Annotated in this window: 23 protein-coding genes; 14 read left to right on the top strand and 9 right to left on the bottom strand. The window is 63.5% G+C overall.

Translation table 11 applies throughout. The features are described 5' to 3' along the window. Positions 1–4: 4 nt before the first annotated feature. From EP379_RS15855 to ccsB, 3 genes are all read left to right on the top strand, one after another. Positions 5–604 carry a c-type cytochrome gene (locus tag EP379_RS15855; RefSeq protein WP_127478697.1) on the top strand — a complete coding sequence of 200 codons (600 nt, stop codon included), beginning with the start codon at positions 5–7 and terminating at the stop codon, positions 602–604. Between the two features lie 159 nt (positions 605–763). Beyond that, positions 764–2785 carry a cytochrome c biogenesis protein ResB gene (locus EP379_RS15850; protein WP_197722820.1) on the top strand — a complete coding sequence of 674 codons (2022 nt, stop codon included), beginning with the start codon at positions 764–766 and terminating at the stop codon, positions 2783–2785. Between the two features lie 17 nt (positions 2786–2802). Then, the gene (gene ccsB / locus EP379_RS15845) at positions 2803–3969 is read left to right on the top strand and encodes a c-type cytochrome biogenesis protein CcsB (protein WP_127478696.1); all 1167 of its coding nucleotides are present in this window, start codon (positions 2803–2805) and stop codon (positions 3967–3969) included. A gap of 147 nt (positions 3970–4116) precedes the next feature. Here ccsB and EP379_RS15840 read toward each other — a convergent pair whose 3' ends face one another. Next, the gene (locus tag EP379_RS15840) at positions 4117–4605 is read right to left on the bottom strand and encodes a Crp/Fnr family transcriptional regulator (RefSeq protein ID WP_127478695.1); all 489 of its coding nucleotides are present in this window, start codon (positions 4603–4605) and stop codon (positions 4117–4119) included. Positions 4606–4747: 142 nt separating this feature from the next. On the opposite strand from EP379_RS15840, the gene EP379_RS15835 reads away from it, so the two are divergent. From EP379_RS15835 to EP379_RS15810, 6 genes are all read left to right on the top strand, one after another. Next, positions 4748–5419, top strand: a complete 672-nt coding sequence (locus EP379_RS15835; RefSeq protein WP_127478694.1) for a thiol:disulfide interchange protein DsbA/DsbL — start codon at positions 4748–4750, stop codon at positions 5417–5419. Between the two features lie 7 nt (positions 5420–5426). Continuing rightward, positions 5427–7061: an acetolactate synthase large subunit gene (locus tag EP379_RS15830; RefSeq protein ID WP_127478693.1), complete on the top strand. Its 1635-nt coding sequence runs from the start codon at positions 5427–5429 to the stop codon at positions 7059–7061. Between the two features lie 22 nt (positions 7062–7083). Continuing rightward, positions 7084–7860, top strand: coding sequence for an endonuclease/exonuclease/phosphatase family protein (locus EP379_RS15825; RefSeq protein WP_232023939.1), 777 nt, complete (start codon positions 7084–7086; stop codon positions 7858–7860). A 40-nt stretch (positions 7861–7900) separates the two neighbouring features. Continuing rightward, a complete protein-coding gene (locus tag EP379_RS15820; RefSeq protein WP_127478691.1) occupies positions 7901–9724 on the top strand; it encodes a GGDEF domain-containing protein in 1824 nt (607 codons plus the stop codon). 80 nt (positions 9725–9804) lie between these two features. Continuing rightward, the gene (locus tag EP379_RS15815) at positions 9805–10593 is read left to right on the top strand and encodes a dienelactone hydrolase family protein (RefSeq protein ID WP_127478690.1); all 789 of its coding nucleotides are present in this window, start codon (positions 9805–9807) and stop codon (positions 10591–10593) included. A 198-nt stretch (positions 10594–10791) separates the two neighbouring features. After that, on the top strand, positions 10792–11085 hold the full coding sequence (locus EP379_RS15810) for a TusE/DsrC/DsvC family sulfur relay protein (protein WP_127478689.1): 294 nt from the start codon (positions 10792–10794) through the stop codon (positions 11083–11085). A 66-nt stretch (positions 11086–11151) separates the two neighbouring features. Here the strand turns inward: EP379_RS15810 and EP379_RS15805 are convergent, their stop codons facing one another. Further along, positions 11152–12663, bottom strand: coding sequence for a B12-binding domain-containing radical SAM protein (locus EP379_RS15805; RefSeq protein ID WP_127478688.1), 1512 nt, complete (start codon positions 12661–12663; stop codon positions 11152–11154). Positions 12664–12866: 203 nt separating this feature from the next. On the opposite strand from EP379_RS15805, the gene EP379_RS15800 reads away from it, so the two are divergent. After that, positions 12867–13286, top strand: a complete 420-nt coding sequence (locus EP379_RS15800) for a hypothetical protein (protein WP_127478687.1) — start codon at positions 12867–12869, stop codon at positions 13284–13286. Position 13287: 1 nt separating this feature from the next. Here the strand turns inward: EP379_RS15800 and EP379_RS15795 are convergent, their stop codons facing one another. Further along, the gene (locus EP379_RS15795) at positions 13288–14178 is read right to left on the bottom strand and encodes a radical SAM protein (RefSeq protein WP_197722819.1); all 891 of its coding nucleotides are present in this window, start codon (positions 14176–14178) and stop codon (positions 13288–13290) included. A 127-nt stretch (positions 14179–14305) separates the two neighbouring features. Between EP379_RS15795 and EP379_RS15790 the strand changes: the two genes are divergently transcribed. Further along, positions 14306–15469, top strand: a complete 1164-nt coding sequence (locus tag EP379_RS15790) for a hypothetical protein (RefSeq protein ID WP_127478686.1) — start codon at positions 14306–14308, stop codon at positions 15467–15469. A gap of 30 nt (positions 15470–15499) precedes the next feature. Here EP379_RS15790 and EP379_RS15785 read toward each other — a convergent pair whose 3' ends face one another. From EP379_RS15785 to EP379_RS15770, 4 genes are all read right to left on the bottom strand, one after another. Continuing rightward, positions 15500–15706 (bottom strand): hypothetical protein, encoded by a 207-nt coding sequence (locus tag EP379_RS15785; protein WP_127478685.1) that lies wholly within the window; start codon positions 15704–15706, stop codon positions 15500–15502. 93 nt (positions 15707–15799) lie between these two features. Further along, positions 15800–16999 (bottom strand): SUMF1/EgtB/PvdO family nonheme iron enzyme, encoded by a 1200-nt coding sequence (locus tag EP379_RS15780; protein ID WP_127478684.1) that lies wholly within the window; start codon positions 16997–16999, stop codon positions 15800–15802. A 283-nt stretch (positions 17000–17282) separates the two neighbouring features. After that, the gene (locus tag EP379_RS15775; protein WP_127476133.1) at positions 17283–18308 is read right to left on the bottom strand and encodes an IS110 family RNA-guided transposase; all 1026 of its coding nucleotides are present in this window, start codon (positions 18306–18308) and stop codon (positions 17283–17285) included. A 312-nt stretch (positions 18309–18620) separates the two neighbouring features. Further along, positions 18621–19001: a YkgJ family cysteine cluster protein gene (locus EP379_RS15770; protein WP_127478683.1), complete on the bottom strand. Its 381-nt coding sequence runs from the start codon at positions 18999–19001 to the stop codon at positions 18621–18623. A gap of 142 nt (positions 19002–19143) precedes the next feature. On the opposite strand from EP379_RS15770, the gene EP379_RS15765 reads away from it, so the two are divergent. Further along, positions 19144–19458: a DUF2288 domain-containing protein gene (locus EP379_RS15765; protein WP_127478682.1), complete on the top strand. Its 315-nt coding sequence runs from the start codon at positions 19144–19146 to the stop codon at positions 19456–19458. Between the two features lie 32 nt (positions 19459–19490). After that, on the top strand, positions 19491–19790 hold the full coding sequence (locus EP379_RS15760; protein ID WP_127478955.1) for a hypothetical protein: 300 nt from the start codon (positions 19491–19493) through the stop codon (positions 19788–19790). Positions 19791–20161: 371 nt separating this feature from the next. On the opposite strand, the gene EP379_RS15755 is transcribed toward EP379_RS15760, so the two are convergent. Continuing rightward, positions 20162–20602, bottom strand: a complete 441-nt coding sequence (locus EP379_RS15755; protein ID WP_127478681.1) for a VOC family protein — start codon at positions 20600–20602, stop codon at positions 20162–20164. 61 nt (positions 20603–20663) lie between these two features. Between EP379_RS15755 and EP379_RS15750 the strand changes: the two genes are divergently transcribed. Beyond that, positions 20664–20990: a DUF4156 domain-containing protein gene (locus EP379_RS15750; protein WP_127478680.1), complete on the top strand. Its 327-nt coding sequence runs from the start codon at positions 20664–20666 to the stop codon at positions 20988–20990. 142 nt (positions 20991–21132) lie between these two features. Here EP379_RS15750 and EP379_RS15745 read toward each other — a convergent pair whose 3' ends face one another. Next, a complete protein-coding gene (locus tag EP379_RS15745) occupies positions 21133–22752 on the bottom strand; it encodes a mucoidy inhibitor MuiA family protein (RefSeq protein ID WP_127478679.1) in 1620 nt (539 codons plus the stop codon). Positions 22753–22823: the final 71 nt, after the last annotated feature.

Here is a 22823-nt window from a genome sequence, read left to right as displayed (position 1 = left end):
TTTGATGAACAGACTAGCGATTGCAGCCCTGCTGCTGGGTGCCCTCGGGTCCGCCCATGCGGCCGGCAGCGCCAGCGCGGGCCAGGGCAAGGCCGCGGTGTGCTCCGCCTGCCACGGCATGGACGGTAACAGTGTCACCCCCATCTGGCCGAGCCTGGCCGGTCAGTCCGAGCAGTACATCAGCAAGCAGCTGATGGACTTCAAATCCGGCGCGCGCAAGGACGACACCATGACCGGCATGGCCGCTCCCCTGAGCGAGCAGGATATAGCCGATCTGGCGGCCTGGTTCTCCAGTCAGAAGCGTGGTGTCGGTTCCGCCAACGCCGAGAAGGCGGCGCCGGGCGAGAAGCTCTACCGCGCCGGTGACGCCAGCAAGGGTCTGGCTGCTTGCATGGCGTGCCACGGTCCCAATGGCGCCGGCAACCCCGCGGCCAAGTTCCCGGCCCTGGCCGGTCAGCATGCGACCTATACCATCAAGGCGCTGAAGGACTTCCGCGACGGCAAGCGCAGCAACGACCCGGCCAGCATGATGCGCGGCGTGGCTGCCAAGATGACCGATGCGCAGATCGAGGCCGTGGCCGAGTACATCGCTGGTCTGCACTGAGTCGGGGGCAGTTCTGTAGTTCCCCGGAAGGGCGGCCCGGTGGGCCGCCCTTCTGCTTTTCTGCGTGCTATCATCGGCCACCTCGAGGCGGCGGCACGCAACTTCTGCGCGTTGCGCGGCTCAAACACCATACGCAACAGCATCAGGGCAGGGCATTAGTTGAACGATACGACACCTCCGGTGCGCCCACGGCGCAGCACGGGTGCCATTGCACTCGAATTCCTCGGCTCGATGAATCTGGCCATCACCCTGCTGGTGGTGATCGCCATTGCCTCGGTCATCGGTACGGTGCTGCAGCAGAACGAGCCCTATGCCAATTATGTGCGGAAGTTCGGACCGTTCTGGTTCGAGGTGTTCAAGTCGCTGGGCCTGTTCGATATCTACGGTGCCACCTGGTTCCTGATCCTGCTCGGCTTCCTGCTGGTCTCCACCTCGGTGTGTGTCTGGCGCAATACGCCGCACATTCTGCGCGACATGCGCCATTTCCGCACCGACGTCCAGGAAAAATCCCTGCGCAGCTTCCACCTGAAGGCGGAATGGGAAACCGGCCAGGACGGTAACGATGCCGCCGCACGCAGCGCGGCCCTGCTGGCGGCGCGTGGTTACCGGGTGCGACAGGCGGCGCAGGGGGAACGCCGCACGGTGGCGGCAATGAAGGGCGCCGCCGGCCGCCTCGGCTACATCTTGTCCCATGTCTCCATCGTGGTGATCTGCCTGGGTGGGCTGATCGACGGCAATTTGCCCCTCAAGTGGAAGGAGCTGCGCGGCGAACTGCGTGCCGAGACGCGCGACCTTCCCGCCAGCGAGGTTCCGGCAGAAAGTACTCTGGGAACCGACAATCTGTCCTTCCGTGGCAGCATCAGCATTCCCGAAGGCGGCAGCTCCAGCGTGGTATTCCTGCAACTGCGCGACGGCTATCTGGTGCAGGAGCTGCCCTTCGCTATCGAGCTGGAGCAGTTCCGCGTCGAACACTATCCCACCGGCATGCCGAAATCCTTCGAGAGCGATTTGATCATTCATGACGCCGATCTGACCGAGCCGCTGCGCCAGACCATACGCGTCAATCACCCGCTCATCTACAAGGGTTATGCCATCTACCAGTCCAGCTTCGGTGATGGCGGTTCCGGCCTCGATCTGCGCGCCTGGTCGCTGGATCTGCCGCAGCAGGAGCCGGTGGCGCTGAAGAGCAATGTCAATCGCTTTCTGCGTCTCACCACTACCCGCGGCGAGCGCACACTGGAATTCACCGACTTCAAGCTCTATAACATCTTCCCGGTGGAGGAGGGCGACACCAGCGGCAAGAAATTCCGCAATTACGGCCCGAGTTTCGTGTTCCGCATGCGCAATCCCGCCGGTGAAGCCATCGAGTATGTCAACTACATGCTGCCGGTGGAGGTGGAGGGACGCCGGTTCTTCATGAGCGGTATGCGCGCCACGCCGAACGAGGATTACCGTTATCTGTACATTCCCGCCGATGCCGCCGGCACGCCGCAGCGCTTCATGAACCTGTTGGCCGCCGCGCATGATGAGACGCGCGTGCGCCGCATGATCGAGCAGCAGCTGGCGGGTATGGTGGATGGTGATGCGGCCAGCAAGGAAGTGCGCAGCACGATGATCGACTCGATCAGCCGATTAGTCGCCCTGTTCGTGGCACAGGGCATGGATGGCATCATCAAGCATGCCGAGGCGAATGTGCCGGCCGAGCAGCGGCAAGACGCCATCAATTCCTATGTCAATGTACTGCAAGGTGTACTGGGCGCGTTGTATGTGGACATGCTGCGCGACGAAGGTATAGATGTGGCGCAAGGCGTCAGCGACGCCGACAGCCAGTTCTTCGACGATGCGCTCAATACCCTGTCGATGCTCGGGGCTTATGGTTCGCCGTTCTATCTGCAGCTGAATGCCTTCGAGCATATCGAGGCGAGCGGTCTGCAGATTGCCCGCGCTCCAGGCAAGGATATTGTGTATCTGGGATGCGCTATGCTGATGGTCGGCGTGTTCATGATGTTCTATATGCACCAGCGCCGTGTGTGGGTCTATGTGGTGCCGCGCGAGGGTGGCGCTGCCATGCTGTTCGCCGGCAGCGGCCTGCGCAACCGCATGGATTTCGAGCGTGAATTCCGTGCCTTGCAGGCCGAGCTGGAAAAGGCCGTGCCGCCTGCGGGTGCAGCGACGCATTGAGTGACGAGGTGGGAGTGATGTCCGTATCGAGCGATTACCTGGAGCAGGAATTCAAGCAGCCGTCGTTGTGGCGGCGGCTGGGCTGGTTTGACTGGCTGTGGGCCCTGGTTGCCGTTGCCGGCAGTATTTACGCCCATGTCCACTATGCCGCATTCATGGACAACTATGAGATCGGTATTCTCTACGGTACTGCGCTCACCCTGATCTGGCTGGGCTGGTCCTGGAAGCCGATACGTCAGCTGAGTCTGGTCATCGGCCTGCTCAGCCTGTTTGCCATCGGGCTGTACGGCGAAGATCTCGCCCGGGGCGACACCAGTTTCTTCCTGAAATATCTGGTGAGCAGTCAGTCGGCGATCATGTGGATGAGCGCGCTCTACGTGATGGCCACCTTTGCCTATTTCTTCGGCATGTTTGCCCGCTCGGAGTTTTCCAGCCGTGTCGGCAGTGCGCTGACCTGGAGCGCCACCGCCATGGGTTTCACCGGCCTGATGGTGCGCTGGCGCGAGTCCTACCTGATCAGCCACGACGTCGGCCATATCCCGGTGAGCAATCTATACGAGGTATTCATTCTGTTCGCGGTGATCACCGCGCTGATGTATCTGTACTATGAAGGCCGCTACAGGAACCGCCAGCTGGGCGGTTTCGTGCTGACCGTGATCTCGGCGGCGGTGGCCTTCCTGCTGTGGTATTCCTTTGCCCGTGGCGCCCACGAGATCCAGCCCCTGGTGCCGGCGCTGCAGAGCTACTGGATGAAACTGCATGTGCCGACCAATTTCATCGGCTACGGCGGTTTTGCCCTGGCGGCGATGGTGGCGGTAGCCTATCTGCTGGTGGAGCGCCGCCCCGGCGGCTGGCTCGCCGCGCGCCTGCCCAGCCTGGAGCAGATGGACGACGTGATGTACAAGGCCATCGCCCTCGGCTTCGCCTTCTTCACCGTCGCCACCGTGCTCGGCGCCATGTGGGCGGCGGAAGCCTGGGGCGGCTACTGGTCGTGGGATCCGAAGGAAACCTGGGCGTTGATCGTCTGGCTCAACTACGCCGCCTGGTTGCACCTGCGTCTGACCAAGGGTTGGCGCGGCCGGCCCCTGGCCTGGTGGTCGGTGATCGGTCTGTTCATCACCCTGTTCGCCTTCCTCGGCGTGAACATGTTCCTGTCCGGCCTGCATTCCTACGGCACGCTGTAAAGAAGAACAGAGGGACGAGGTACGCGGCAAAAGGCACGGGGATGGTGTGTGCGCTGCGTGCACGCTGTTAGATCGGCGAGCGTAGCGAGCCCATTCCCTCGTATCTAGTTCGTCGTATCTCGTACCTGCGTTTTCGCGCCACCGGCCTCATTTTTTGCCGCCATACACATAGCGCGAAAACGTCGCCACATCCTGGCTCACCCGGCGGAACAGGTGGTCCAGGTTGATGATGGCGTGCTCCAGCAGGTTGACGGCGATGAACGGGTGCTCCACCCGCAGTCGCTGATACATGGTGCGCGACAGACGCAGCAGGCGCGTGTCGGCCGACTTGGCCAGCAGGCGTACCGAGCGCGGCTCGCGGTCGAAGAACGACATCTCGCCCACCAGCTCTCCTTCCTTGATGCCGCCGATCTCCACCGACTGACCCTCGGCCTCATAGATCAGCGCCACCTCTCCCTTGAGCATGAAATACAGCGCCTCACCCACCTCGCCGATGTCGGCGATGATGGCATTCCTTTTGAACGTGACCAGTTCGGTGAACTCCAGCAGGGTCTGCACCTCGCGCAGGGTGAGCGACTCGCACAGGTACTGCTGGCTCAGGAATTCGGTCAGGTTTATGGTATTGTCCGTAGCCATGGCAACTCCCCCACTCGGTATGGGTCATAGCATAGAACGCCGCAGCAGGCCGGGAAAGGCGCCAGCGTTTTCCCCGGCGGTGGTATAGTTGCCACACGTATCCGGCGGATTCTGCCGCCCTCATAACCCAGGAGTCACACCGATGAAAAACTGTCTCGCCCGGGCCGGCCTGGCGCTGTTGCTGTCGCTGGCGGTCCTGTCGGTCCACGCCACTGACGAGATCTATGAAGGCTTTCAGTATGCCCGCCTGGACAAGCCGGTAGAGCCACTCACCAGCACAGCCGGCAAGGTGGAGGTGGTGGAGTTGTTCTGGTACGGCTGCGGCCACTGCTACGCCTTCGAGCCTCATTTGCACGACTGGTTGCAACGCAAGCCGGACTATGTGGAATTTATTCGCATCCCGGCCATTTTCAATAGCAGTGCCTGGCGGCTGCACGCGCGGGCCTACTATACCGCTGAAGTACTAGGCATCGTCGACAAGATCCATGGCCCGATGTTCAACGCGATACACAAAGACAAGCGCTCCCTCAATACAGAACAGCAGCTGGCTGCCTTCTTTGCCGAGTTTGGCGTGGAGGAGAAAAAGTTCATGGATACCTTCAAATCCTTTGCCGTCGACGTCAAGGTGAACAGGGCCGAGCGGCTGACCCAGCGTTTTGGGATCGATGGTGTACCGTCGGTTGTGGTGGCGGGCAAGTACCGTAGCGACGGGCCGATGGCGCAAAGCTATCAGGGCCTGTTGCAGGTGGTGGACTTTCTGGTGGCGAAGGAGCGTGCCACGGCCAAGCCGACCAGCACGGCGGCCGGCAAGTAAGAATATCATGAAGGCGGCGCAACTGTTCGTCCGGTGCCTGGAGAACGAAGGTATCGAATACATCTTCGGTATTCCCGGTGAGGAAAATCTCGACCTGATGGATGCCTTGCAGGACTCGCCCATCAAGTTCATCACCACGCGCCATGAACAGGGCGCCGCCTTCATGGCCGATGTCTACGGCCGCCTCACCGGCCGTGCCGGCGTGTGTCTGGCCACCCTCGGTCCGGGTGCCACCAACCTGATCACCGGTGTCGCCGACGCCAACATGGATCATGCACCGCTGGTGGCGGTGGCGGGGCAGGCCGCGACCACGCGCCTGCACAAGGAGTCGCACCAGGTGCTGGATCTGGAGCTGATGTTCCACCCGATCACCAAATATTCTTCGCGCCTGCTCACACCGAACGTCATTCCCGAGGTGGTGCGCAAGGCCTTCAAGCTGGCACAGACCGAAAAGACCGGTGCCGCCTTCATCGAGTTTCCCGAGAACATCGCCAAGTACGAAGTGGACGAGAACCCGCTGCCGGTAAAGAACCCCTCGCAGCCGGAACCATCTGCGGATCGTGTCGATCGGGCGGCCGAGCTGATTTCCAATGCCCGCGCGCCGCTGATCCTGGCCGGCAACGGTGTGGTGCGTGCCAAGGCCTGGCAACAGCTCACCGATTTTGCCGAGCGCCTCAACATACCGGTGGCCAATACCTTCATGGCCAAGGGCGTGGTGCCGTTCGCGAAGAATCCTCTGGCCCTGGGCAGTGTGGGTTTGCAGGCGCGCGATTACGTCAACTGCGGTTTCGATACCGCCGACGTGATCATCTGTATCGGCTACGACCTGGTGGAATACCACCCGTACCTGTGGCACCCGACACGCGATCGCATCATCGTCCATGTCGACAGTACGCCGGCGGAGGTGGATGCCTATTACCCGGTGGCGGTGGGCGTGGTGGGCGACATCAAGCACTCGCTGGTGCGCATCGGCGAGCTCGCCACGCCACATCAGGGCCACCGTATGCGCCCGCTGCGCGATGCCCTGGTCGAGGAAATGTCATCGCACAAGAATGACGACAGCTTCCCGGTCAAGCCGCAGAAGGTGATTTGGGATCTGCGTACCGCGCTGGACATGGAGGACATCGTGATCTGCGATGTCGGAGCCCACAAGATGTGGATGGCGCGCATGTTCCGCTGCGAGTACCCCAATACCTGCATCATCTCCAACGGCTTTGCCAGTATGGGTATCGCCGTGCCCGGTGCGATCGCGGCCAAGCTGGCCTATCCCGAACGCAAGGTGGTGGCGGTGACCGGCGATGCCGGCTTCCTGATGAACAGCCAGGAGATCGAGACGGCGATGCGCCTCAAACTACCGATGGTGATTCTGATCTGGAACGACAATGGCTACGGTCTCATCAAGTGGAAGCAGCTGAACCAGTTCGGCCGGCCGTCCAACGTCGACTTCACCAACCCCGATTTCATCAAATACGCCGAATCCTTCGGCGCCAAGGGCTATCGCATCGAACGCGTCGCCGATTTGTTGCCGACGCTGCAGAGGGCATTGGCCGACGATACCGTGAGCATCATCGACTGTCCGGTGGACTATGGTGAAAACCTCAAACTTACCGCCAAGCTCGGCGAAATGGTCTGCCCCATCTGAGGCGACAACGAGGGACGTGGTCGTGCAGGAAGATGCCGCGGGCCGTCGGCTGCGTCTGCTCAGTTACAACGTGCAGATGGGCATCGGCAGTTCGCGTCCGCACCACTACCTCACCAATCTGTGGAAGCATGTGTTGCCGGCCAGTTGTCGGTTCCGCAACCTCGATCGCATCGCGCAGCTGATCGCCGACTACGATATCGTTGCGTTGCAGGAACTGGATGCCGGATCGCACCGTACCGGGTATGTGCATCTCACCGAATACCTGGCGCAAAAGGCGGGCTTCCCTTTCTGGTATCACCAGATCAACCGTGATCTGGGCCAGTTGGCGCAGCACGGCAATGGCCTGCTGTCGCGCACCCTGCCGACGGCAGTGACCGAGCATCGTCTGCCGGGCATGGTGCCGGGGCGTGGCGCACTGCTGGTGCGTTATGGTCACGGTGAAAATGCCCTGATCGTGGTGCTAATCCATCTGGCCTTGGGGCAGCGGGCGCGCATGGCGCAACTGGACTTTGTCAGCGAACTGCTGGTGGACTACCGCCATGCCGTGTTGATGGGCGATATGAACTGCGCCCCCGGCAGCCCGGAGATGCGGCGCCTGTTCCAGCGCACGCGCCTGTGTGAGCCGGCGGAGGAGCAGCACACCTTTCCCAGCTGGCGCCCCAACCGCTGCATCGATCACATCCTGGTCACGCCGGAGTTGCAGGTATCCCATTGCCATGTGATCAACCATGCCTGCTCTGATCATCTGCCCGTGGCCATGGAACTGATTCTTCCCGACGATATCCATCTGCCGGCCTGAGGCCGACGGTTAACGCACAACGACATTCAGGGAGTGCAGCATGACGCAGGATGAGCGCCTGGCGCGGGAACTGGAACAGTGGCGCAGCAAGTATTACGACGGTCTGACGCAGCTCGAACGCAAGGAGAAAGAGTGGCGTCAGACGGAAAATGTCTTGCGTCAGTGCATCTCGCGCCTGAGCCTGGCCGCGGACAGCAGCGATCGTGAGCTCAACCAGCAGCTGGACAAGCTGCGTGGCGCGATCCGCAAGAGTGTCGGTAGTGTCGAACTGGAGGCAATGATCCAGTCGTTGTCGGAACATCTGGTGCGCCTGGATCAGCAGCGCCGCAGTCACGGCAAGCCTGTGACCCCGCTGGAGGTGCTGCGCCGCCTGGCCGACGGTATCAATTTCCCGCGTGGTCTGGGCCACAAGGCCAGGGCCTATGGCAAGGCGTTGGCGGCCGCACGCGGCGAAGAAGATTATCAACCGTATTTGCAGGAGCTGATCGCTCTCATCGGCGAGGCCTTCGACTGGCTGGCGGGGCAGCAGGGTGAAGAGGCGGAGGCCGGCGGTGGCGGCAAGGGGCTGCTCGGCCGCCTGTTCCGGCGCGAGGAGGGGGCTGCCGGTACGCCAATGCCGGCCGTCGAGCGTGCGGGCAACGATGGCACACAGCTGGCCAAGAGCCTGCTGGCGCAGTTGCTGACGGCCGCGGTGGCGCCGGCAGCGCTGCGCGCACGGCTGGAAGCGGCCAGCCGGCGCGAGGAGTTGCAGCGCGTGACGGCCGAGTTGGCGACCTTGCTGGCCACCCCGGCGGCGGCAACCCCGGCAGGGACGACGTTGTCGTCGCAGGAGGTGTTGCTGCAATTGCTGGAGCGGCTGGCCGTTCCCGCCGAACTGCATGGTGAGGCGGAGGCCATCAAGACGGCGCTGGGCATCGCCGAGGACGAGGAGGAACTGGGCGCCATTCTCGGTCGCATCGCCGATTTGGTGACCACCATGCGCACCCGCGCGCAAAGCGAGCGCGCCGAGGTCGAGAGTTTTCTCAAGCAGCTGACCTGCAATCTGCAGGAGTTGGACATGAGCCTGCGCGGCGCGGTGGCCGCGCATCGTGAAACGGTGGAAGATGGCCGTGCACTGGATGCCGAGGTGCAGGTGCAGATGCAGGGCATCGAAGACTCGGTACGCTGGGCGCAAAACCTCGAACATCTCAAGCAGGCGGTGCAGGAACGCGTCGCTACCATCCGCCGGCACATGGAGGTGTTCCGCAATACCGAAGACGAGCGCATCGAGCGGGCGGAGCGGGAGGTGGAGCGGCTCAATGCCCGGTTGCGTACCCTGGAGAGCGAAACCGAAGCGCTGCGCGGGCGCATCCAGCAGGAGCGCAGCCAGGCATTGATCGACCCCCTGACCGAGATCGCCAACCGTCTCGCCTACAACGAGCGCATCGCCCAGGAATACGCCCGTTGGAAACGCTACCGCTCGTCCCTGGTCTTTACCGTATGGGACGTGGATCACTTCAAGCGCATCAACGATACCTACGGCCACCAGGCCGGCGACAAGGTGCTCAAGGTGGTGGCAAAACTGTTGTCGACCCAGGTACGGGAAACGGATTTCGTCGCCCGCTACGGCGGCGAGGAGTTCATCATCCTGTTGCCGGAGACGGATCTGGCCCAGGCCCGCATGGTGACGGAAAAGATCCGTGCCGCAGTAGAGTCCTGCGAGTTCCACTACCGCGGCGAGCGCGTGCTGATCACCATCTCCTGCGGTCTGGCGCAGTTTCGTGAGCAGGATGATCCCGACACGGTGTTCGCCCGGGCCGATGCCGCCATGTATCGGGCCAAGGCGGCGGGGCGCAACTGCTGCCGCGCCGAGGATGAGCCCTGAGGCGAATACCCCCACAGGATGTGCCATAGAGCAGCGTCCGTCTGCCATCTACACTCCATTCACGAACGGGAGGAACTGCGATGAGAACAATGGTTGCTGCAATGCTGTGCATGCTGTTCGCAGCCGGTGTTCGGGCGGCCGTGATTGGCGCAGAAGTGAGCTACCGTGCCGGTGACACGGTGATGAAGGGCTATCTGGCCTACGACGACGCGATCCAGGGCAAGCGCCCCGGGGTGCTGGTGGTTCATGAGTGGTGGGGTCACAACGAGTACGCACGCAAGCGTGCGCGCATGCTGGCCGAACTGGGCTACACCGCACTGGCGGTAGACATGTACGGGGACGGCAAGACCGCGGAGCATCCTGAGGATGCCGGCAAGTTTGCCACGGCGGTGAACAGCGACATGGCGCAGCGCCGTGCCCGTTTTCTCGCCGCCAAGGCGCTGCTGGAGCGGCATCCCACGGTGGCAGCCGATGCGATCGCCGCCATCGGCTACTGTTTCGGCGGCGGCGTGGTGCTCAACATGGCGCGTGAGGGTGTCGACCTGAGGGCGGTGGCCAGTTTCCATGGCGCCATCGCCAGCAGGAAGCTGGCCGAGCCGGGCACGGTCAAGGCGCGGGTGCTGGTGTTGAACGGCGCCGCCGATCCGATGGTCACGGAGCGGCAGATCGAGGTGTTCCATCAGGAGATGACCGCCGCCGGCGTCGACTATCGCTTCGTCAACTATGCCGGCGCCAGGCACGCCTTCACCAATCCCGATGCCGACGGATATGGCCAGCGCTTCGGTCTGCCCCTGGCCTATCACCCCGAGGCCGACGCCCGGTCCTGGGCCGAGCTGAAAACCTTTCTACGCGACACTTTCGGCCGCTGAACCGGCCGGGTCCGGGGCATCCCGGCCTGGCCGGCCGCTCCCGCCCAGCGTTCTGCCCCCTGGTTTTGCTGTTTATCAAAATAATACTTGACCTTCCTACAAGGTATTTGCTTAAATACCCAACAACATCACTCGGGTATGGGGCGCCCAAGCGCGGCGCCCTGAAAGGCTTAAACCAACTATACGGAGGGAAATCCCATGCAACTGCCGGAACGTGACGGTGACGGTTACCTCACCAACATGAACCTGTGGACCCCGGAAATCGGTCGTGCCATGGCCGAGGCCGACGGCGTCGAGCTGACCGACGAAAAGTGGAACCAGATCATGAAGGCCCGCGAGTACTACGAGGAATTCGGTTCGGTGCCGCCGATCCGCAAGTTCTCCAAGTACCTGGAGGTGGACCAGAAGGAGATGTTCAAGTTATGGCTGACCGGCCCGATGAAGCCGATCACCAAGTACGGCGGCCTGCCCAAGCCGACCGGCTGCGTTTAAGCGGTTGCGCATCACACCATCAGGCCCGCGGGGGGAGACCCCGCGGGCCTGATGCTTTTCGGACGGTCAGTTTTGCAGATGCCGCGCCTGCCGGACCGGGGCGTTGCGGCGCGCCGCCTGCTGCACCTGCTGCAGGTGGCCATGGAGAAATTCGGGGCAGCCCTTGGCACCGAAGGCGGCGCAGTCGCGCGCCAGGGCCGTCAGGCTGTCCTGTTCCGGCACTGCAAATACCTCGACCAGGGCTTGATGCAGCAACTGGAACAGACGCGGCAGGGCGATCTTGTGGGTCTGGCCGGTGGCCGCATAGAGCCAGTCGGCGAACTGGAGGAAACGGCCGAAGGCATCGTCACCGAGCAGCAGGGGCAGGGCGTGACCGAAGCGGCCGGAGTTGGCCACTAGGTCCCAGTAGCGGGCGAAGCGCGTCAGGCTTTGCATGGTGGAGAAGTCGAGGTCGCGGTTGGCCAGCAGGGTATAGGGCGGCTGCGGATCGTAGCGCATGGCGAACTCGTCGGTGTGGCGCGCGATGGGCGCACCGCGCAGGCGCTTCAGGGTACCCACCTGGATCTCGTGCGGCCGCAGCGCCCACAGCCGGTTGAAGCCGGTGGCGAAGCTGGCGAGATCCTCGCCGGGCAGGCCGATGATGAGGTCGGCGTGCAGGTGGGCGTGGCTGTGGGCGCGCAGCCAGCGCAGGTTCGCCTCCGTCGCCGCGTTGTCCTGTTTGCGGCTGATGCGCTGCTGCACCGCCGGATTGAAACTCTGCACACCCACCTCCAGTTGCAGCGTGCCCGGCGGGAACCGCACCAGTAGTTCCTTCAGGCCCTCGGGCAGGTGATCGGGGATTACCTCGAAGTGCAGGAACAGATCGTCGCTCAGGCGGTCGAGAAAGAATTGCAGGATGCGGCGGCTGGCCTTGACGTTGAGATTGAAGGTGCGGTCGACGAATTTGAAATGGCGCACGCCGCGTGCGTGCAGCCGCGCCAGCGCGGCAAGAAAGCGCTCCAGCTCAAACGGCCAGGCTGTCTTGTCCAGGGCCGAGAGACAGAACTCGCACTTGAACGGGCAGCCGCGCGAGGCCTCTACGTACACCAGGCGCTGGGCGATGTCGGTATCCGTGTACTCATCGTAGGGCAGATTGATCTGCTCCAGCGGCGGCGGCGTGACGTGGATGATCTTCTGTGCGGGCCGTTCGCCGTGCAGCAACTGCTGGCACAGGGCGGCGAAGGCCAGGTCGCCCTGGCCGGCGATGACGTAGTCGGCCGCCGTCACGACGGCCTGCTCTTCCTGTTCGTAGCTCACCTCCGGGCCGCCGAGCACGATGATTACCTCCGGCGCCACCGCCTTCAATACCTGGACCAGTTGCAGGGTTTCACGCGCGTTCCAGATGTAGACGCCCAGGCCGATGATGCGCGGCCGTTCCGTCAGCAGGCGCTCGGCGATCTCCGTGCTGCGCTGATCCCACACGAATTCCATCAGCCGGGTCTGCGGGCGCAGCTCGCCCATGTTGGCGAGCAGATAGCGCAGGCCGAGGGAGGCATGCTGGTATTTGGCGTTGAGGGTGGCGAGAACGATGTCGGTCATGATCGGGATCAATGTGGCGCAGGGCATTCTACGCTACGTTGCCCTCCCCCACCCTCCGCCGCGTGCGCGGGAGGGCGGGGAGGGGCGTGCCGGGGGCAGAACGTGCTACATTCGCCGGGCCCCCGTTGCAGGAAAAGACCACAAGAATCATACGCCTCGGGAGCCACTGAAGAAAAACAGCCATAGCCAGTGAGGAGGAGTCCATGGAGTTTTTTGCCAACACCCCGGTGCGGTTGCGTGCCGAAGACCTGCAGCGCCATCTGCGTATCGACAATCTGCCGCAATGGTGCGCCTCCATCGACAAGGTGCTGTCGCACGAAGGCGATCGCGGCGACATCTACTGCGTATGGGGCCAGATGCGCGTGCGTCGTGACGTGATCCGCGATGGCGTGCGCTTCATGCTACCGGCCTGCATCAACGCCGTGCAGTGGACCGTCACGGCGGAAGGCAACGGCGGCGTCACCGTGCATTGCACCAGCAATCGTCCCAGTCACGAGGCGGATTTTGTCGAGTCGCTGCAACAGTTCGTCACCGACTGGAAGATCGGTCTGGAAAACGGTTTGCCGCGCGTGGTGCCCGGCGCGGTCCGCGAGGATTGCGACTGTGGCCTGTGGATGGCGTAGCTCAAAGGCCGCGTTGATGCGGCGGCCGCAACGGCCGCCGTCCGGCCCGGGCCGCGTCGATTGCGGCCAGCAGGCGGGTGCGATCCCTGGGTAATACACCTTGCAATGCCAGCGCATTGGAGGCGTGATCGGAACGGAACACGATGGCCTGCGGCGGCATCAGGCCGGCGACGAGCCGCCGCTGCTCATACAGCAGGGCGTGATCATCCGGCAACGCGAACGGTGTGCCGAACTTGTGTGCGAATTCCGATTGCATGCCGTCATCCAGATACAGCTGCAGGGTGGATAGTTGTGTCAGCGGTGCGCTGTTGAGCAGGGCAAGGGTGCCGGTAATGTGTTCTGTGCTGTACTCCCTGCCGCCGAGGCCGAGGATTACCGTGGCGGATATCCTCATCCCGGCAGCATGTGCCTGATGCAATGCGGCGGTGATGCCGTGCGGTGTGGCGCCCTTGGTGATCTTCTTCAGGATCAGCGCCGAGCCTGATTCGATCCCCACATACAGCAACGACAGTTTATGTGCGCGCAATTGCGCGAGTTCAGCGGTCGACTTGCGGCGGATATTGGCCGGCGTGGCATAGCAGGAGACACGCGTCATCCGCGGCAGACGCAGGGCGAGATAATCCAGCAGTTGCAGCAGGTGTGGTGTCGGCAAGGCGAGGGCATCACCGTCGGCGAGAAACAGGCGGCGCGCATCGGGCCAGTCCTGTGCTGCGGCGTCGATGTCGGCGTACACCTGTTCCAGCGGCCGCGCCTGATAGTGCTTGCCGCGATACATGGCGCAGAAGCTGCACTGGTTATAGCTGCAACCCAGCGTGGCCTGGATGATCAGGTTGTCGCTCTCGCCCGGCGGACGGTACAGCGGATGGTCGTAGTCGATGGGCAATTTTTTCACCTGGCCGTCTGTGTCACTTCGTGCATATACCGCTGTGCAGTGCAAGGTGCTATGGTGCGCGCAGCCCCCGAAATCACTTCATTTCAACGGCTTATGCGCCCATAAAAGTAATGTCTGAGGTGTAGTCATGCAGTGCGGCCCACGCGAGATCGTCACCCCCTTCCGTCCCATTCCGCTGGAGGTGCCGGAGGGGATGAAGCCCAACGAATTCTTCAACAGCACCGAGAATCTCAATGATCTGGTGCACAACAATGGCCTGTTGCTCAACCCCGAGAACCTGCTGCTGTATCGCAAGGCCCTGGGTCACAGCACCGAGTTCGACACCTCCATCATCTACAACACCTCGCAGACGATCCTCAATCCCCTCGGCCGTCCGGTGCGCCGCACCCAGGTGCCGGATCATGTGCGCCACGTGTGGAATCGCATGAACCAGATCATCATCGACTACATGCTGGAGCAGTACCCGGACCCGCAGCAGCATCTGGTGTTGGCGGGCGAGGCCAGTCTCGATGCCACCTGGCCGCTCACCTCGCCCGGTGTGCCCAGCATCCGCATGCTGCACAATCACTTCATCGTGTTCCCCATGGAACAGCTGCGCAACGCCAAGCTGGCCGACCCCAACAACCCCAACCTCACCGACGGCGGCCAGCATTCGCTGTTCGAGAAATACATGCACGGCGTGTACCGCGAGTTCATCTGCAAGGCGTTGCATCTAGAGGTGCTGCGTCCGGTGAGTGATGACTCGGCGCGCATCGACCTGACCGGCTATCCGCAGGGTTTGCCGAGTTGGGAGGTGCCGGGCGGCGCGGCGGCGTTGCAGGATGTGCGCTTCTGGCATGAATACGATCTGGTGCTGAAGGGCTTTCTCGATTTCTACCGCACCTTCTTCTCGCAGGTGTCCAGCCGCAATGCCCCGATGTTGCCGGATCTGTATTTCCCCGCCCAAGTGGAGAGTGTGCTGTTGTTCGACAACGACTTCCTCAAGACTGCGAAGATGGTGCGGGACCGCTGCATCAAGGACCCGGCCTATGCCAATGCCATCCGCTGGCAGCCGGCCTTCAAGCAGCTCATCTACCGCAACGAGCAGGGCAAGCTGATTGTCACCATTTCGCAGAACTCCATCGGCAACGCCATCACCGAGCTGCTCGGTGTGGTGGTCAGCCGTGTCCCTGATGCGGCAGCCTACGAGCAGCGCGAGCCGGCCCTGATTGAAAAGTTGCTGGAGGTGCGGCGCCGCCTCGTCGAGGCCGACCTCGGCGCAGGGATCGCGACAGAGTATTGGCCGGCATAGCGCAGTCCGCGCTGCGCTGGCGTGACGGGATCAGCGCGCTGCTTCGTCGGCGGCCTGCAGGCGTGCGGCCGCCTGGGCGCTGGCGGCATCGATCTGTTGCTGCATCCGCTCCTTGGTGTTTTGTGCCTGTTCGGCTTCCCTGGCCTTGGCGGCACCGGCCGTGGCGGCGGTCGATGCCGTTTCCACGCCGCAGCCGGCGAGCAGGGTGAGCGTGAGCAATAGGGCGAGGCGTTTCATGTCAAGGCTCCTTCAGGCGGCTGCCTGTCTTGATGGGTGCATAGCTGCGATAACTATAGCCACCGTTGCGCTACGTTGAATGCGCACCGCTTCCTATTTATGCCATGGCATCTTGGAGGGCGGGAACACCAGCCGCGTGCCGCTGAACAAATGGCGTTGCCCGGGAGCGGCATGGTGGCGATAGCTGCGGCGGCGCTGGATGCGCTGGCTGTGCAGGCCGCCGCCGCGCAGGCTGTGATGGCCGGCATCGAAATCCATCGTGGCCGCTTCCGCATCGGCGGGTGCCTGATAGCCGGTGTAGCGGTGGAACGGGTTGGCGCACCATTCCCAGGCGCGGCCGTAGTCGCTGATGGCCTGGGTGCGCGCCGCCACCTCCCACTGGTATTCGTGCTGCACCACGGCACCGGCCAGCTTGCCGCCCAGCGATGATACCCACTGCGCGTAGGCCTCGGCCTCGTACAGGCTGATGCCGTAGACGGCGTCCTCCGCCAGCAGGTCGAAGGGGCCGTTGAGACCGACGCCGTACCACAGCCCGGCGCTGTCGCGGCGCCAGTGATGGGGGTGGGGGGGCTGGCTCTGTCGCCAGTGCCAGCCGGCCTCGCTCCACCACGCTTGTGTGTCGTAGCCGCCGGCCTCGATGAAAGACAGCCAGGCGCCGTTGCTCACCGGGCGGGTGTCGATGCGGAAGCTGTGCAGGTGCACCATCTGTGGCGGCAGTTCGTTGTCCAGTGCCGCCGGGTCGTCCTTGGCGCCGACGCGGTAATGTCCCTGCTGCACGTCGACATGGTCCTGCGACGGCGCCGCCGCTCGCAGCGGTGTGGTGACGCGGTAAGCGACGCTTTGCTGCAGGCGCCGCTCACTGAGCTGGGCCAGCATCAGCTCGCACAGTTGCGCCTGCTGCTGCAACAGCAGGGGCAGCAGGCGCTGTTCCCGTACCAGTGCATGGGGTGGCAGCAGGGCCGGGTTGGCCAGCAGCATGGTGTTCTGGTCCTGCAACTCCAGCGCCCAGTTGAGCAGGTGTTCACGCGGCGGCAGCTGCTGCATCAGTGCATCCGTCAGCTCTGCACCGGTACCGAACAGCGGTCGCACCCGTGCCGTCATACTGGCGTCCTGTTGCACCACCTCGCGCAGCCAGTAGGTCTCCAGATACACGGCGCGGCCCAGCAGCCAGGCGAGCGGGGGAATGTCGGGGTGATGGCGGCGGTAGCCGTCGTCCTCGGGCACCGAGTCGATGAGATGGCTCATCATCTGATGCACTACGCTCAACTGACCGAGCAGTTCATGTGACTTCATGGCAGACTATATGGACGCCTCCCGTTTGCCAAGGGCGATTTTGGTGTGTTGGGACAGATAGGCTGCAGTTCTATATCCGGCCTGTTGTGCAGGAATAGACCTGCTGGCCCTGATGGAATCCGCTGACCCGCGCCTCATTCTCCTGAAGGACTCGAAGTCCTTACCGCCATACAGGTTTGGCGGGTCACGGTCTGACCTGTTTGCCATCACACTTTATCGACCTTGCGCAACCTTTACGGCGGCCACTCCTTTCTTCAAAGTGGTTGATACACTCGTCAGGCACCTATGCCGGCTGACTGACGAATCCCTTTTGGTACGTCCGTTCATGGGCGAGCATCGCCCAGATCGTTCGCGCCATCTTGTTGGCCAGGGCCACGACCGCGACATTCAGCGGCCGGCGCTGGCGTAATTTCGTGACCCACGGGCCGGGGTCTTTGGCGTGGGTCAGCACGGATCGCGCACCGTGAATCAGCAAGGTGCGCAGGTAGGTGTCACCGCGCTTGCTGATGCCGAGCAGTTTGATGCGCCCACCAGTGCCCACCTGTCGCGGCACCAGGCCGGCGAAGGCGGCGAACTCTCGCCCCGACTTGAAGGCTTTGGCGTCGCCCATGATGGCGACCGCCGCCGTGGCGGTCAGCGGCCCGACACCAGGAATTTCAGCGATTCGCTTGCAAGCTTCGTCTTGCTTGAGCCACAGCTGGATGCGCTGCTCGATGGCGGCGATTTCCCCATCCAGCTTCTCGATGCGCGCCCATTGCTCGCGCAACGTATCGATCACCATTGCCGGCAGCCGGTCTTCCAGTCTGGCCAAAGCCGCAGCAATTCCCTTCCTGACCCCCGCTTTGCCCTGCGGCATCACTTCACCGTATTCGGCGAGCAACCCCCGCAGGCCGTTAATCTGCGCGGTGCGGAACTTGACCAACTGGCTCCTCATGCGGTGCAGCGCCAGGATGGCCTGCTGTTCTTCCGTCTTGATCGCCACCGCCTTGACGTGCGGCTGCTGCACCGCTGTCCAGATCGCCCGCGCGTCCTGCCGGTCGTTCTTGTTGCCGGTGACGAACGGCTTCACCGCCTTGCCTGGCAGGAGCTTGACCTGGTGGCCCAGCGCCGTGAGTTTCCTCGCCCAGTGCTGCGCACCGCCGCAGGCTTCCATCCCAATGAGGCATGGTTGCCGGTTAGCGAAGTGTTCGAGGAACTTCTCGCGCTTGAGCTGCAGGCTCACGATCTCTCCGGTCTCCATGTCGATCCAGTGCAACTGAAATACCCGCTTGGCGATATCCACGCCAACGACCGTTTTGCTACCATTCATTTCGGACCCTCCGGTTTGCCTGTGAAGACCTTCAGTATCTTCCACCTTGGGCACTTCGATGCCGTCGGCCCGTGAGGGTCCACCTTCATCCCACCCACACCGCAAAGCTATCCACGGCGCCGGGCGCCGCAGGTCCCTCCATACCGAAGACGGCCAGCGCGCCGGATAACTCGTGTTCAGCGCTCACGGGGTGGGAGGCGTCCATTCAATTCTTCTGCGGCTGTCTCGGGAAAGGCGCCATGGTAGCGAAAAATTCGTGCCGAAGGCGGTCCGGATGCCGGTCGGTTCCGCTGGCGGGAGGGAAATTGCGTTTTATGCGCTGAGCGGCAGCGGGCTGTCGCCCGGTCCCGGTCTGTCGGTGCGTGGTTCCAGCGGCGGCAGGCCGTGGGCGGCGCGCGCCTTGCTGCAGCGCGTGCCGGGGCTGCCGTCCTCTTCCCACGGCTCCACGTCATGGCAGCTGCTGGAGCGACGCGGGTAGATGGTGCACAACACCTGTTCGCCGATGGTGCCGTCCAGGGCCACGCAGCGCATGGGCGGATGGGTGGTGCCGCGCATGGCGACGAGGTGCGGAGTAAGCGGCACGGTGAGCTCGGGCGGCACGGTGCCGCCGAGGAAGGGGTCCGCCTCGGTCCAGTAAAACGATGCGCGATAGTAGGCGCAACATGCGCCGCACCGCAGACAGGGATTGTCCACGGCAAGCCTCCTGAAAGAAGACCCGATGGGAAGGGCGCGCGGATTATAGCGGGCGGCAATGCGGCTGGGGAGAGGGCGGCAGGGGCGGAATGCGGGTTGTTATGCGCTAGAATGCACGCCCCTATATTCCGGGTAAGGTGTGATGGACGAGCAGGATGTGGATTTGCGGGCCAAACTGAACAGCGAGACGGCCAGGATTGCCTGGCCGGAGCTGGAGCGCCATTTTGCCCGCGGCGTGGTGGTGTGGGTGGCGCCGGGTCTGGACCTCATCGAGGTGGCCCATGCCATGGCGCGTGACGACAGCGCGGCACTGACGGCCTGGTTGCAGGCCGGCCAGGTGGCCCGCGCCGAGACCGAACAGGCCCGTGACTGGCATGCGCGCCAGGCGGAGTTCTGGGCGGTGGTGGTGGCGCCCTGGGTGGTGATACAGGAAAGCCAGCCGCGGCTGGATTCCTGAGCAGAATGGCGGTGGAGGTGACGATGGATTCCATGCATGACGATGTGACGGTATACGACGAGGCGGCGCGCGAGGCGGTGGAGCTGGGCAACCGCATCGCCGCCGACGATGCCGAGGCCGATCTGTGGGATGTGGCCGACGGCCTCCTCGCCGGCGCCATCCAGTACTGGCTGTATTCGCGCCAGCCCTGCGGCGATCCGCGCTGCGAGGACTGCGCGCCGTTCAGCACCGCCGAGGCACGCCTGGCGGAGCTGCTGCAGCTGACCGAGGAACTCGCCGCCGGCAGCGAGTATTTCCACGCGCCGACCGACAGCAATGTCGGCAGGGCCTAGGGGCAGATACAAGTGACAAGTTGCAAGTTACAAACACGTGAACTCGCTGCGCTCGTATTAATATGAATTCAGGCAACCGTGCGCGCAGCGCACTCCTCCACTGACTGAGCCCGGACGGCGAAGGAGCCCCCGGTAGCCGGGCCTTGGCGGGCGGAGCAGCCAAGGTGTGTCGGCGTAGAGTCATTTGTGGCCAGGGCCTCAACGAGGCCCGTGGGACGCAGGACGTGCCGGGGCCGCGCGAAGCGCATGTTTGTCCTGAATCCGAATGTTGCCAGGGTGACTTGGATGTCCCGTGGCGATGTGATGAGGGTCAGGACACGCTTGTTGTAACTTGTATCTTGTCACTTGTAACTGCCTTTGACGCGACCGCGTCAAAGTTCCAGCGGCTTGACCGGCGCCGCCAGCCAGGAGCGGTCGTGGCGCCAGTCCACCGCCGGGTCGTCCACGAACAGCTCCACCTCGTTGCCGTCGGGGTCGCTGAGGTACAGGCTCTGGCTGACGGTGTGATCGGACATCCCCTCGATTTCGATGTCCAGCGACTCCAGCCGGGCCTTGACGGCGCGCAGCTCGTCCAGCGAATTGCCCACCTTCCAGCCGGTGTGGTACAGGCCGAGGCGCCGTCCGGCCAGCGGGCCGGGGGCATCGCCCAGTTCGATGAGCAGCAGTTCGTGATGGCTGCGGCCGCCGCTGAGCACAGTGGCGCGGCCGTTGAATACACTGCCGACCACTTGCAGGCCGACGGCATCGCGGTAGAAGGCGAGTGACTGCGCGAGATTGCGCACGTAGAACACGATGTGAGCGAGTTCAGCCATGGCGGCGCTCCGTTGCAGATAGAGTACGTACAGTTTAGTCCGCAGCGCGGGAGGCAATGAAATGAATCTGGCAAAACGAGCGGGAACGATGGCGGCGCTGGTCTTGGCGTTGTCGGCCTGTACCTGGGTGGAGCCCACGGCGCAGGGCGAGAAGGTGCGCGTGTTGTCGGCCGAGGAAGTGACCAAGTGCAAGAAGGTCGGACAGACCACCGTGTCGCTGCTCGCCAAGCTCGCCGGCATCGAGCGCAATCCACAGAAGGTGCAGGAGGAGCTGAATATCCTGGCGCGCAACAGCGCGGTGGAGCTGGACGGCGATACCGTGGTGCCGATCAGTGCGGTGGAAGACGGCAAGCAGACCTTCGCCGTCTATCGCTGCGTACCAAGGTGACAGTAAGAGATACGAGGGGCGAGATACGAGGGAATAAGCCGGCTGCGCGGACGCTATTTGATGCTTAGCGTGCGCGCAGCGCACTCACTCCTCGCCCCCTTCTACTCGTCCCTCGTACCTGGTTCTGTGCGGCGACAGCCACTCAGAACCCAGGCACATCCCGCCCCTGCGGGAAGCTCACGCTGTAGCCGAACTGGATCACCTGCTTGCCCTGCGGCTTCAGTTCCTGCTTCCAGGCCAGCACACCGCTGCGATTGTCGACATCGCGCTGGGTCGGCGGTGTCGTGTCCTCGCTGAGCGCCACCTTGATCTGCTCATCACGCGCCACCGGGAGCTGATCGTAGATCGTCACCGGCAGGGCAATGCGGTGGCGGTTATACACCTCGATGCGGTAACGCCGCTCCACACGGTTGTCCTTGTTGAACACGCCTTTTTCACCGCGTTCGTCCTTCACCACATGGTGCTGTACCTCCACCGCGTCATCGTTGCCGAAGGCGAGGGCGAGATGGGCACCGGGACGCAGCGCCGCCTGCTCCACTTCACCGACGTAGGTGTCGTCGCGGGTCAGCCGCCAGGTGCCCGGCAGCAGCGGCGCCTCGCCGGCATAGTCGAACTCGGCATACAGGAAGGCACGGCTGTCCAGACGCGGTGCGCTGCGTGCCGCAAGTTGCACGGCGATGTCCTGCTTGCCGAGCACAAAACGCTGGCGCGCGTTGTCGGAGGCCACTGATACCTTGCCAGGCACGCGATAGCTGACGGCAAACTCACTCACGTCGGCCGTGGCCTCCAGCTCTTCTGCGGCCATTTCCGGTGTCTCGGCCATCTTGCTGGCCATCATGTCTACGGCACTCATTTCGCGCAGTGCACGCTGTGCTGCAGGCCGTGAGCGCTGGAAGTCAATCCACCAGGGCGCGAGTTCCGGCATGGCGGCCCCTGCGGCTGGCCGTGCCGTGGACAGGGTAAGCGCGACATCCTTCCAGTCCTCGCCACTGGCCTGGCGCACCCAGGCGGCCTGGGTCAGCTGCACGGCGCGCGATTCCGTTGCCAGCCGCGCATCGTAGACCGGTGACCAGGAGGCGCCGGGTGTCTGATAACTCAGCTCGAAGCTGGCCGCTCCCGCCTGCGCCGCCTCGACATGAATGGCGGCGGTGAGGCTGTCCTTGCGCCCGCTGCGGATCTGGTCCAGTTCCTGCTCCGTTTTCTTGATCTGCTCGTCGAGCAGGCGCAGCTCCCGTTGCAGCGCCACGCGCGCCTTGTTGGTTTCGGCCATGCCGTTGCCGATGGCCTGCCAGGCCGCCGGCCACTTTTCCGGCGCGAAGGTGTTGCTGTGATCCTTGTTGGGCGTGGCGGGCAGTTGCGCCAGCTTCTCGATGAACGCCGCCTGGGTATCGAGTGCCTGGCGACGGCCGTCCAGTACGGCCCTGTCATCCTGCAGCGCACGCAGCGTCTCGGCCAGTTTCTGTTCGCGCTCCCCCGCCAGTTGCGTACTGAACACGCGCCGGGCCTCCACTGCGCCGATGAGCAGCCTGCCGTTGCCCTGGCCACGCACCTGCAGCGACTGTTCGATAAGGCGCGGCGGCAGATTGGCGATGAGTACCGTGTGACTGCCCGCCGGCAGCTCCAGCTTCACCTGCCGCGTCACCTGGGCCCGGTCGGGATACACCGTGACGGCACTGACCGTGCTGGTACTCGGGATGTCGCGCGCGACAAGAGGCAGGGAAACAAACAGCAGGGGGACGAGCAGCAGGGTTTTCCGTGCCATGACAGGCTATATGGACGCCTCCCGTTTGCCAAGGGCGATTTTGGTGTGTTGGGACAGATAGGCTGCAGTTC

The sequence above is a fragment of the Sulfurivermis fontis genome (genome assembly GCF_004001245.1).
Classification (GTDB): domain Bacteria; phylum Pseudomonadota; class Gammaproteobacteria; order Thiohalomonadales; family Thiohalomonadaceae; genus Sulfurivermis; species Sulfurivermis fontis.
This window is presented reverse-complemented; position numbering and strand designations above follow the sequence as displayed.

Excerpts from the sequence above, each read along its gene's own strand:
- EP379_RS15780 (WP_127478684.1), bottom strand. The coding sequence starts at position 16,999 with ATGAAGTCACATGAACTGCTCGGTCAGTTGAGCGTAGTGCATCAGATG.
- EP379_RS15765 (WP_127478682.1), top strand. The coding sequence starts at position 19,144 with ATGGACGAGCAGGATGTGGATTTGCGGGCCAAACTGAACAGCGAGACG.
- EP379_RS15790 (WP_127478686.1), top strand. The coding sequence starts at position 14,306 with ATGCAGTGCGGCCCACGCGAGATCGTCACCCCCTTCCGTCCCATTCCG.
- EP379_RS15840 (WP_127478695.1), bottom strand. The coding sequence starts at position 4,605 with ATGGCTACGGACAATACCATAAACCTGACCGAATTCCTGAGCCAGCAG.
- EP379_RS15855 (WP_127478697.1), top strand. The coding sequence starts at position 5 with ATGAACAGACTAGCGATTGCAGCCCTGCTGCTGGGTGCCCTCGGGTCC.
- EP379_RS15775 (WP_127476133.1), bottom strand. The coding sequence starts at position 18,308 with ATGAATGGTAGCAAAACGGTCGTTGGCGTGGATATCGCCAAGCGGGTA.
- EP379_RS15785 (WP_127478685.1), bottom strand. The coding sequence starts at position 15,706 with ATGAAACGCCTCGCCCTATTGCTCACGCTCACCCTGCTCGCCGGCTGC.
- EP379_RS15830 (WP_127478693.1), top strand. The coding sequence starts at position 5,427 with ATGAAGGCGGCGCAACTGTTCGTCCGGTGCCTGGAGAACGAAGGTATC.
- EP379_RS15755 (WP_127478681.1), bottom strand. The coding sequence starts at position 20,602 with ATGGCTGAACTCGCTCACATCGTGTTCTACGTGCGCAATCTCGCGCAG.
- EP379_RS15820 (WP_127478691.1), top strand. The coding sequence starts at position 7,901 with ATGACGCAGGATGAGCGCCTGGCGCGGGAACTGGAACAGTGGCGCAGC.
- EP379_RS15835 (WP_127478694.1), top strand. The coding sequence starts at position 4,748 with ATGAAAAACTGTCTCGCCCGGGCCGGCCTGGCGCTGTTGCTGTCGCTG.
- EP379_RS15815 (WP_127478690.1), top strand. The coding sequence starts at position 9,805 with ATGAGAACAATGGTTGCTGCAATGCTGTGCATGCTGTTCGCAGCCGGT.
- EP379_RS15750 (WP_127478680.1), top strand. The coding sequence starts at position 20,664 with ATGAATCTGGCAAAACGAGCGGGAACGATGGCGGCGCTGGTCTTGGCG.
- EP379_RS15810 (WP_127478689.1), top strand. The coding sequence starts at position 10,792 with ATGCAACTGCCGGAACGTGACGGTGACGGTTACCTCACCAACATGAAC.
- ccsB (WP_127478696.1), top strand. The coding sequence starts at position 2,803 with ATGTCCGTATCGAGCGATTACCTGGAGCAGGAATTCAAGCAGCCGTCG.
- EP379_RS15805 (WP_127478688.1), bottom strand. The coding sequence starts at position 12,663 with ATGACCGACATCGTTCTCGCCACCCTCAACGCCAAATACCAGCATGCC.
- EP379_RS15800 (WP_127478687.1), top strand. The coding sequence starts at position 12,867 with ATGGAGTTTTTTGCCAACACCCCGGTGCGGTTGCGTGCCGAAGACCTG.
- EP379_RS15760 (WP_127478955.1), top strand. The coding sequence starts at position 19,491 with ATGCATGACGATGTGACGGTATACGACGAGGCGGCGCGCGAGGCGGTG.
- EP379_RS15745 (WP_127478679.1), bottom strand. The coding sequence starts at position 22,752 with ATGGCACGGAAAACCCTGCTGCTCGTCCCCCTGCTGTTTGTTTCCCTG.